This is a genomic window from Rheinheimera sp. (assembly GCF_020217005.1).
Lineage (GTDB): Bacteria > Pseudomonadota > Gammaproteobacteria > Enterobacterales > Alteromonadaceae > Pararheinheimera.
Genome location: NZ_JAIWOI010000095.1, coordinates 1 through 10,000, shown reverse-complemented (window position 1 = coordinate 10,000; position 10,000 = coordinate 1). Strand labels below are relative to the sequence as shown.

7 protein-coding genes are annotated in these 10,000 nt (G+C 46.6%); 3 read left to right on the top strand and 4 right to left on the bottom strand.

Annotated features, from left to right (window positions below; all coding sequences use genetic code 11):
- Positions 1 to 160: 160 nt before the first annotated feature.
- Both LDL40_RS04645 and rapA read right to left on the bottom strand, forming a co-directional pair.
- Positions 161 to 814, bottom strand: a complete 654-nt coding sequence (locus LDL40_RS04645; RefSeq protein WP_300993989.1) for a pseudouridine synthase — start codon at positions 812 to 814, stop codon at positions 161 to 163.
- 11 nt (positions 815 to 825) lie between these two features.
- On the bottom strand, positions 826 to 3,741 hold the full coding sequence (gene rapA, locus LDL40_RS04640; RefSeq protein ID WP_367304299.1) for an RNA polymerase-associated protein RapA: 2,916 nt from the start codon (positions 3,739 to 3,741) through the stop codon (positions 826 to 828).
- Positions 3,742 to 4,068: 327 nt separating this feature from the next.
- Here rapA and LDL40_RS04635 point away from each other — a divergent pair, with 327 nt between their 5' ends.
- Complete coding sequence (locus LDL40_RS04635) at positions 4,069 to 5,460, top strand: PhoH family protein (protein ID WP_300993988.1); 1,392 nt, start codon at positions 4,069 to 4,071, stop codon at positions 5,458 to 5,460.
- A 42-nt stretch (positions 5,461 to 5,502) separates the two neighbouring features.
- Here LDL40_RS04635 and LDL40_RS04630 read toward each other — a convergent pair whose 3' ends face one another.
- Positions 5,503 to 6,171, bottom strand: coding sequence for a choice-of-anchor H family protein (locus LDL40_RS04630; protein ID WP_300993987.1), 669 nt, complete (start codon positions 6,169 to 6,171; stop codon positions 5,503 to 5,505).
- Between the two features lie 84 nt (positions 6,172 to 6,255).
- Between LDL40_RS04630 and LDL40_RS04625 the strand changes: the two genes are divergently transcribed.
- A complete protein-coding gene (locus LDL40_RS04625) occupies positions 6,256 to 7,089 on the top strand; it encodes an RluA family pseudouridine synthase (protein WP_300993986.1) in 834 nt (277 codons plus the stop codon).
- Here the strand turns inward: LDL40_RS04625 and LDL40_RS04620 are convergent.
- Positions 7,086 to 9,065, bottom strand: a complete 1,980-nt coding sequence (locus LDL40_RS04620; protein ID WP_300993985.1) for a lipopolysaccharide assembly protein LapB — start codon at positions 9,063 to 9,065, stop codon at positions 7,086 to 7,088. The genes LDL40_RS04625 and LDL40_RS04620 overlap by 4 nt on opposite strands.
- Positions 9,066 to 9,124: 59 nt before the next feature.
- Here LDL40_RS04620 and LDL40_RS04615 point away from each other — a divergent pair, with 59 nt between their 5' ends.
- Positions 9,125 to 9,994 carry a kinase gene (locus LDL40_RS04615; RefSeq protein ID WP_300993984.1) on the top strand — a complete coding sequence of 290 codons (870 nt, stop codon included), beginning with the start codon at positions 9,125 to 9,127 and terminating at the stop codon, positions 9,992 to 9,994.
- Positions 9,995 to 10,000: the final 6 nt, after the last annotated feature.

Here is a 10,000-nt window from a genome sequence, read left to right as displayed (position 1 = left end):
GGCTGCCATTCTATTTGAGTAAAAAATTTAGTCAAATCTGGCTGCTCGTTATTACGAATTTAAATCAGATATCCATCTGACTTCTTACCCTGACGCCAAGTTTACCTTAAATAACTGAACCTTAGGTTAACAAAGCCATCAATTACCGCTGTCCCTCTGATTAGAACGGGCACTCCGCTTCAAAATATAGCTCAGTTCCTGAGCCCGGGTGTCTGAATCTCAAAGAGCCAGCATGCAACTGAAGTCGAGACACTGAACTTTTGCCTTGTTCAGTGCCATAGAACTTATCTCCCAGTATAGGATGCCCCAGCCACAACATATGGACTCTAAGCTGATGCGAGCGCCCAGTTACAGGGGTTAGTTCTACTTTAGTATGCTGAGCCGTACGTTCAAGTACTTTAAAATACGTTAAAGAGGGTTTGCCTGAAGCAAAATGCACCATTTGCTTTGGCCTGTTCGGCCAATCACATAACAAAGGTAAATCAACAACACCACTATCGACAGGCACTTGGCCTTCCAACAGGGCAAAATATCTCTTACTGGTTTGGCGTAATTCAAACTGCTTGTTTAAATCACGTTGACTTTGCGCATGCATAGCCATGATCACCAGACCTGAAGTCGCCATGTCCAGCCGATGAACTATACGGGCCAAAGGCCATACCAGACGTACTCTGAAATCCAGGCTGTCTTTGTGTTCTGGCGCTTTGCCTGGAACAGTCAAGAGCCCACTGGGTTTATTCAGGAGCAGAATATCTTCGTCCTGATAAATAATGTCCAGATAAGGCTCTGTGGGTGGTTTGTACTCAAGCAGCATCAAATTCACTTCTAGTCATGGCTGACCACTACCACCCGTAGCGCATCAAATTTTAACCGCGCTTTGCTAATATAATCAGCCAGTGCCTGCTGCTGTTGCTGTAAATGCACAATCTCTTCTGTACGCACAGAAGGGTTTAACTTTTGCAGTGCTTGTAAGCGCTCAATCTGTGCATTCAGACTTTGTTGCATGGTCGCATGAGCCTGTTGTTGTACTTCAATCAAACGACCTTTAGCCAGCTCCTGCGCTTTGCCTATCAGCGGATGAATAAAGCTTTGTAATGCTTTTACCATTTTGGCTGCAGGTTGCCGGCCCACTGGCTTTAATTGCTTGTTGAATTGCTCGAAGCCAACATTAGCCGCCAGATTTTTGCCGGTTTTTTCCAGTAACAGACGTACTGGAGTGACAGGTAAATAACGACCAAGCTGCAACTCTTGTGGAGCGCTGGCTTCAACAATAAACACAAACTCGACAAAATAAGTACCGGCAGGCAGAGCTTTATTGGGTAATAACGCCACTGAGCTATTGCCCATTTGTTCATTGGTCAGAATATCCAGCGTGCCCCGGACCATAGGGTGATCCCAGCTTAAAAACTGAATATCTTCTTGCGCCAATGCTGTGGCTCTGTCAAACGTTACACTGATGCCATCGTCGTCCAGCATCGGGTAGTGGCTGTGCAGATGCTCAGACATGGTCAATACCATGCTGTTTTCACCACGGTCGTCCTGATTGACGCCTAACACGTCCCAGGCCCTAAGCATAAACATAGGTAAGCGGGTTTCATCATCTAAAGCGGCGATAGCATTGGCTAACTCGCTGGCTTTACCTCGACCTGAACTGTTGATTTCCAACAGCTTATCGCGGCCTAGTTCCAGTTTTTGTTTCAGTTGCTGGTTCAGCTCAGCGCTTTTTGCGATCAAAGACTCCACAGCTTGCTGGTCCACTGTATTGGCTGCTAGCAGTTCAAAAAGCTCTGTTGAGACTTGTTCAAAGACTGAGCGTCCGGTTTGGCAGGTTTGATCCAGGGCCTGTAAGCCTTGCTGATACCAATCCAGCAGCACTTGCTGTGGATGGTCGGCAAAATAAGGAATATGGATTTGAATGTCCTGAGTTTGGCCTATACGGTCCAGACGGCCAATACGCTGCTCCAGTAAATCCGGGTTCAGTGGTAAATCAAACAATACTAAATGATGAGCAAACTGGAAGTTACGGCCCTCACTGCCAATCTCAGAACAGATCAGCATCTGAGCACTGTTGTCTTCCTGAGCAAAATAAGCTGCAGCCATATCGCGTTCGACAATAGTCATGCCTTCATGGAAGACAGAAGCGCGAATACCTTCACGCACCCGCACTGCTTCTTCCAGTGCTATTGCTGTATCCGCATGAGCACAAATCAGCAAAAATTTACTGCGTTTATGTTGTTTGAGCAGCGCGATCAGATGGTCAACCCGCGGGTCAAACTGCCACCAGCTACTGGCTTTGCCTTCAAACTCCTGGAAGACCCGCTCAGGAAATAAACTGGCCTTGGCTTTTTGTTCCAGACTTTGTTGTTTATTAAAAGCCTGCTGCACTTTTAACGCATTTTTATATTGTTCCGGCAGTTCCAATGCGACAGCGTTTGGCTGACGTTTTGGAAAGCCAGAGATTGCACTGCGGCTGTTGCGGAATAAAATACGGCCTGTGCCATGACGGTCCAACAGCTGACTTAGTAAGTGCTGTTTGGCCTGTTCGTTAGCTTCTTCGCTGCTGTCCGGCTGTTGTAAAGTCGTCAGAGCGGCCTTGATGTCACTTTCGGCCAATAGTGCTGTTAAAGCCTGAGCTGAGGAGTCAGCTAAAGGACGTTGCTCCAGTACTGCAGCAGCTAAATCAGCGATTTGTTTGTAGCTCTGTTCTTCGGCAATAAAGGCCTGGTAGTCGTGGAAACGGTTTGGATCCAATAAACGTAAGCGGGCAAAATGGCTTTGATGGCCGAGCTGATCTGGTGTAGCCGTCAGTAGTATTAAACCCGCAGTGCCTTCTGCCAGCTCTTCAATACGCTGGTATTCAGTGCTGGCTGCTTCCTCACTCCAGTGCAAGTGGTGAGCTTCATCTACGACTAACAGGTCCCAATCTGCTGCTACAGCTTTTTGATGATGACTGCGTTTTTTAACCAAAAACTCCAGACTGGTTAAAACCAGCTGCTCAGTTTCAAACGGATTACCGCCGTCCAACGAGGATTCGATGCAACGTTCATCATCAAAAATGGAAAACTTCAGGTTAAATCGACGCAACATTTCTACCAGCCACTGATGTTGCAGCGATTCTGGTACGACAATAAGTACGCGTTTGGCTAAACCTGCCAACACCTGCTGATGAATAATCAGGCCGGCTTCTATGGTTTTACCTAAACCTACTTCGTCGGCCAACAGCACTCGTGGTGCATGACGTTTAGCTACTTCTTCTGCTATGTAAAGCTGGTGCGGAATCAGGCTCATCCGGCCACCGACTAACCCCTGCAATGGGCTTTGTTGTTGCTGATGTAAATGCTGCCAGCTCTGATAACGCAGAGGGAAAGTTTCAAAACGGTCCACCTGACCGGCAAATAAGCGATCCTGCGGTTGGCTGAAACTAATAAAATGATCGAGGAATAATTCGCGTAAAGCGACAGTTTCACCAGTATCTGTGCGGGTGCCATGATAGATAAAGCAATCGTTTTTGCTTTCCACTTCGCTGATGAGTACTGAAAAGCCTTCGGCACTTTTGACTGTATCGCCCGGGTTAAACTGAACTCGGGTCAGCGGCGCTTCCTGAATGGAGTACAGACGGTTTTCTCCACTGGCGGGAAACAGCAAAGTCAGCATCCTGCCTTCCTGCCCAATCACAGTACCTAAACCTAAATCCGACTCACTGTCGCTGATCCAACGTTGACCCAAAGCAAATTTAATCATCTTGTCCTCACTGCAGAAAATGGCGCGCCATGGTACAGCGAAAAGGCTGCAACCGCATCAGCTCAAATGACGTATTTTTTGCGATAGATTAAAAATCGTCATCTATTGGTCATACGAAAAGCGCATTTTTGCTCTAAGCTTAGATCAAAAGCATTAAAGAGGGGTTTTGCCGCCACTGAACCAAAACAGCATCAGGCAAGTCAGATGTGTATACCTGAGTCTCTTCAATAAAAAGATTTGAGCGGAGTCACAGTCACTTGGGTATAGAGGATTGTTGTATTTTTGCCATGAACATTCATGGTTTTTATTGTCGCTAAGGAGCTGCTTATGGCGCGAAGAAGAGCTAAAGATAAAAAAATATACGTTCTGGACACCAACATTCTGCTGCACGAACCTTTCGCCTTCTTAAACTTTCAGGAACATGACGTTGTCATCCCAATGACAGTGCTCGAAGAACTAGACCACATCAAAGATAAACACAAAGACGTCAGTCGTGAAGCCCGTATTGCTATTCGGGCGCTGGAGGATGTGCTCAAAGACGCCTCACCAGAGCAAATGCTGCTGGGTGTTGCGTTACCAAGTCATGCCGAAGAAAAAAATGCCGGTCACTTATTTATTGTTAACGACCATCATATCAGCGACCAGATACCGGGTCTGCCCGGTGGTGAGAACGATCATTTAATTATTAATACAGCTTTGTTTTTACAGCGGGAAAAAGCACCGACTAAAGTGATACTGGTCACTAAAGATATCAATATGCGCCTCAAAGCCAAAGGGGCAGGGCTGAAACTGGTCGAAGATTATCGAACTGACCAGCTGATTGACGATGTGCGCTTTTTATACAAAGGCTACTACAAGTTTTCAGGCGATTTTTGGTCTGTGGTGAAAGATTGCCGCACACATAACGAGGGCCGCGAAACCTATCATTTTGTGCCTCGCTCTGTGTTACCTAATGCTTATATCAACGAATACCTGATCGATGAAGCAGAGACTTTTGCTGGCCGGGTGCTGGAAATCAGTGAGCAGGAAATTAAGATTCTGGATTTAGGTTTTGAACGCCTGATGCACAAACATGCCTGGGGTATTCATCCGAAGAATATTTATCAGGCGATGGCGTTAAATGCTCTGCTCGATCCAGATATGGATTTAGTCATTCTGACCGGACCTGCAGGCTGCGGTAAAACCTTAATTGCCTTAGCAGCAGCTTTGGAGCTGGTGATTGAAAAGGGCATGTACGATAAAGTCATAGTCACCCGCAATACACCGGAAATTGCCGAGTCTATTGGCTTTTTACCCGGTACTGAAGAAGAAAAAATGGCGCCATGGCTGGCTGCTATTACCGACTCGCTGGAAGTGCTGCATAAAACCGATGAACATCCGCATGCCAGTGTGCAATACATTATGGATAAAGCCAATATTCAGTTTAAGTCGGTCAATTTTATGCGTGGCCGCAGTATTCAGAATGCCATAGTACTGTTGGATGAGTGTCAGAATTTAAGTGCAGCTCAGCTGAAAACCATCATCACCCGTTGTGGTGAAGGCACCAAGCTGATTTGTTCAGGTAACCTGTCGCAAATCGACAGCAACTACCTGACGGCAGTGACTTCGGGTTTAACTTACATAGTGGAACGTTTTAAGAATTTTGAGGGCAGCACCACGATAAACCTCAATGGTGTAGTCAGAAGTCGCCTGGCATCTTTTGCTGAGGCTAATTTATAAAGTAAAACAAAAAGCCCCGCTTCAGTGCGGGGCTTTGCTTTTTCAGACCGCTCTGACTTTGCGTCTGGTCAATCCCAGAGCAGCTAAAGCCAGTATGCTCAACCAGCCCAGGCTACCTCCATCCTCTTCTACTACCACCACTTGTGGCTTGTCATAGGACAAATCCTCCAGTGGCAGTTCGGCTAAAGCAGGCTCATCGAAGCCAGAAATCTCAGCCAGCAAATCGTTGTAATCTGCATCATAAATACGGATCACCAAATCGTAATAAGCCGGAGGCAGGCTGTGCAACAGTTCACTTTCTATCGCAAACCAATCCTCTGCGCTGGTTCCTCTTAACGTAAAGACTGAACTGGTATGAATAATAACTTCAGGTGCTCCTGGGCGTTTTAATGCAAAATGGGCATAAACTGGCACCGCAGTGTAATTAGTATCTGCATCAAACCGCACATAAAGGCCATGGTAGAAGCCGTTGTTGTTCAAATCTGACTCAAAAGAAATATCTATGGTGTCGAACCAGACATTGTTTTCGACACTTTGAATTAAAGCTCCACTGGCACGCAAAGTCGTTTTAGGTTTTGCAGCGCTGGCAACTTCAGAAGGCGGTTTAAAAGACTCTTTAGTGGAGGCAATTTCTGCGGGGGCAGCCTGAGTGACAACCGCATTCAGACCACAACTTAGAACAAATAAACTGGCCAGACAAAATTTACGCATACACAGAGCCTCCTTAGCTTTGGTATCATTACAGGTCAGTGGCCATGAATACTGGCTGAACTTCTTTTAAAGTGAATAAATAATTTGAAACTGACGAAAAAACTCCAGATCACCGAAGCGCAGCAGGCTATTGAGGCTTTGGTCGTTGCAGCCCCTCAACTCAGCAAAGGACGGCTGAAAGATGCAATGAACAAGGGTGCTGTTCTTTGGCGGCGTGGTAAACAAAATAAAAGATTACGCCGGGCTCAGGCTGATCTGTTGCCCGGTGACAGTCTGGAGTTGAGTTATGATGAACAATTGCTGCAGCGCAGCTGTGATCCTGCAGTGCTGATCCATGAAGCACGAGGTTATAGCGTCTGGTTTAAACCTGCAGGAATGTTGTCGCAAGGCAATGAGTGGGGCGATCATCTATCCTTGCTGCGCTTTGCTGAGCTGCACTGGCAAGGTAAACGTCAGGTGTTTTTATTGCATCGTCTTGACCGTGAAGCCAGCGGTTTAGTGCTGATTGCTCATACCAAACAGGCTGCAGCAGCCTTTAGCCAGATGTTACAGCAGCATAAAATTGATAAAGAGTACCGTATCGAAGTCAAAGGTCAGTTGTCAGATGAACTCATCAAAAAAGCGACCTTGACTACGCCACTGGATGGTAAAGCCTGTACCACGGAATTTGAACTGGAATCTTATTCTGAACAGAGTCGCAGCAGCAAAATAAGGGTTAAGCTGATCACAGGCCGGAAACACCAAATCCGCCGGCACTTTGCAGAAGCAGGTCACCCTGTGATGGGGGATCCCGCCTATGGTTCTGCTAATAAAAATGAGCAAGGCTTAATGTTGCAAGCCATCAAACTGAAGTTTATTTGTCCTTTCCGTAAAACTGTTATGGAATTTGAAGTTCCGGACAAACTATTGCAGCTTTAGATTTGAGCCAGTTCTTGTTGTAATTTCTCGCTTAACGAAACGCTATTAGCCCGAATATTTAACAAATTCAGGCTAATGGCGTTAAACAAATCCTGCCGCAAGTTGTCTTTTTGCCATGCACAAGGCCGATTCTGATTGCAGTGGAACTTAAACTCCAAAGCGCCATCCAGACCTTGCTGCTGCGCCAGATACAGGCTGTACCAGACCAACTCACGCAATGCATCCAGATCCTGCTCACAAATCCGTCGCGACAGCAACGCATGCAGAGGTAACACAGCAGAATGGGTCTGATAGTCAGCAGGGATTTTTCCCAACAGCTGATGTTGTAAGTCGACAGCCTCCTGCTCTGAAGCACAATAGAGCCAGTATTCCTGATCCTGTTCTACCCAAAACAATGCTTGATCTAACAGAGCTCTGAATGGCATCAAATCAACTGTGACCTGGTGCAGACCTTTACTTAGCATGGCCTGTTTTTGCATGGGTATCAGTACTAACAGCTGACCATGAGATTTTCCATGATGATGATGTAATAAAAGCTCAGTAAAACTCCGCCATTGCGCGACCTGTATCAGCGAGCCAGCACGAGATTTTCTCTGCCTGCTGAATAAAAACAGCAATACAAATAAGGCGACAGCCAGTAACACCAAACTAATCATCAGCCAGAGTTTTAATTGCTTTTGCTCGGTAATTCGTTTTTGCTGCAGCTTGTCCTGTTGTACCTGCAATTCCAGACTACTTTGCAGGCTATCCAGTTGTATCTTACTGGTATCGCTCAACTGTGCTACTTCAAGCTGGTTTGCCGATTTTTCTAGTTGGTAAGCTTGTTGCCACTGTTGTGCAATAGCAGCCAACTCGGCACTTAAAGCCAAATGTTTACTTTTCAGGTAAGTCGCCAGTTTTTCCGGTTCTGTGGCAGCCTCATCCAGCATTTTTTGCGCTGCACTGTAATTTTGTTTTTTGATAAATACATTAGCCAGAAATAACGCAGTCTCAGATTTGATGGATTGTGCCGAAACCTGACTGGCTAAGTGATGGGCTTTGAGCAGTAATTGTTCTGCCTGATCAGTGTCTCCTTGTTCCAGTACCAGCTCGGACAAACTGACGTAGGCAGAAATTAACATATGGGGATCCTGGCTGAGGGTGGCCAGAGCCAAGGCTTTATCATAAGTGGTCTTTGCCTCTGCGGTATCTTTAAGAACCAGTTGGCTGTCGCCTATATTAATTAAAGCGTTAATCTGACCGCTTTGGTTATTGAACTGCTGATAAAGCCGCTCGGCTTCTTTAAAATGCTGTAACGCCAACTCGTGTTGAGTCAGCTTTTGATAGGCCATGCCCAGCCTCATACTGATAGAGGCTATCGCTTGCTTATCATCCATTTCAATAGCCAGTGGCAACGCGAACTTAAAATGCTGGTAGGCTTTGGTTAGGTTGTTGTTTTGCAGATGCAAACGTCCCAGCATGATCATCGAGTCCAACTGACGTTGTTTATCTTTAGCCGCCATGGCCAATTCCAGACTCTCAGCTGCAGCTTTCATGGCCAGACCGGCATTACCTTGTTGATTATAGGCTTGTGCAAAACTCTCCAGAATGTCCATTCTCAGCGCCTGAATAGTTTTAGTTTCGTCCGCAGGTAAAATAGCTCTCGCCAGATTTAACTTTTCTACAGCAAGGGCTGTATCACGGTAGAAAACCCCATAGGTTAACGCCTGCATTAACAAAATTCTGGCGGCAAGCTGAGGTTCCGGATCCTGAGTCAGTGCTTTATTGCTGAACTCGAGCGCTGCTTCTTTATTTTTCAATACATAATGGCTATAGGCCAGTAAGAAATTTTCTGTGGCTGTGTCTGCAGGTTGTTTCAATTGAGCCGCTAATTTTGCATGTGGATCTGCTTTAACCTGCTGCATTAATCCGGTCAGATCCGCAGCATTGGAGACCAGGCTAAACAAGGATAGGATGAGGCAAAACACAAAGCGCATACGAGGCTTCTCCAAAAAATAGACAACGCAGTGTAACTGAAAGGAAATCAGACAGCCAGATGAAAACGATAGGGGGCTTAGTGATTGAAAATACTGATAATTTATGGCTCAGAACCTGGCTTTTGTTCAGTCTGAAACTGCATTTGTCTGAGCACAGACCACAAAGTGAGCACTTAGCAGCTTTAGCTCAGTTGCAGCCCTCTACGCCTTTGATTATTGCTATCAGCGGCGCTCAGGGTAGTGGAAAAACTAGTTTGGCTGCTGCCTTGCAGCTATTGTGGGCGGAACACCATGTTCAATCTGACGTGATATCACTGGATGATTATTATCTTGAACCAGCTCAACGCGCAGAGCGCGCGCACTTGTGGCATCCGCTTTTTGCAGAGCGCGGAGTACCAGGTACACACGACACTGAACTTTTATCCTCTCAGTTAGCAGGGTTCAGACAAGGGAAAGCCCAGGCATGGCGCCGTTACGACAAAGCATTAGACAGAGCAGGCACATGTTCAGAACCAAGCTCTGCAAGGCTATTAATAGTGGAGGGCTGGTGTCTGGGGTTAACAGCTCAGACTGAGCAAACTCTGCGGCCTGCAATCAATGCACTGGAGCTGTTGCAGGACCCGGATGCCAGTTGGCGACACAAAGTAAATCAGCAACTGGCCTGCGAATATCAGCAGATTTGGCAGCAGTTCGACCGCCTGATTTGGTTGAATGCGCCGGACTGGCAGGCGGTATGCCGCTGGCGCGCCTGGCAGGAACACCCTTTGCAGCAGCGGGGGCTGGGTAAAACCCCGGCTGAGCTGGAGCACTTTATGTTGTATTTTCAGCGGCTGACCGAAGAAAGCTGGAGACAGTTACCAGATCGGGCTGATTTTATTCTCACCCTGGACCAGCAGCACCAGTTGAAAAAGCTTACACCTGACGAATAGGCTGTT

What these genes read in the sequence shown, in the direction of transcription:
- LDL40_RS04645 (WP_300993989.1), bottom strand. Translation starts at nt 814, where the DNA reads ATGCTGCTTGAGTACAAACCACCCACAGAGCCTTATCTGGACATTATT.
- rapA (WP_367304299.1), bottom strand. Translation starts at nt 3,741, where the DNA reads ATGATTAAATTTGCTTTGGGTCAACGTTGGATCAGCGACAGTGAGTCG.
- LDL40_RS04635 (WP_300993988.1), top strand. Translation starts at nt 4,069, where the DNA reads ATGGCGCGAAGAAGAGCTAAAGATAAAAAAATATACGTTCTGGACACC.
- LDL40_RS04630 (WP_300993987.1), bottom strand. Translation starts at nt 6,171, where the DNA reads ATGCGTAAATTTTGTCTGGCCAGTTTATTTGTTCTAAGTTGTGGTCTG.
- LDL40_RS04620 (WP_300993985.1), bottom strand. Translation starts at nt 9,065, where the DNA reads ATGCGCTTTGTGTTTTGCCTCATCCTATCCTTGTTTAGCCTGGTCTCC.
- LDL40_RS04615 (WP_300993984.1), top strand. Translation starts at nt 9,125, where the DNA reads ATGAAAACGATAGGGGGCTTAGTGATTGAAAATACTGATAATTTATGG.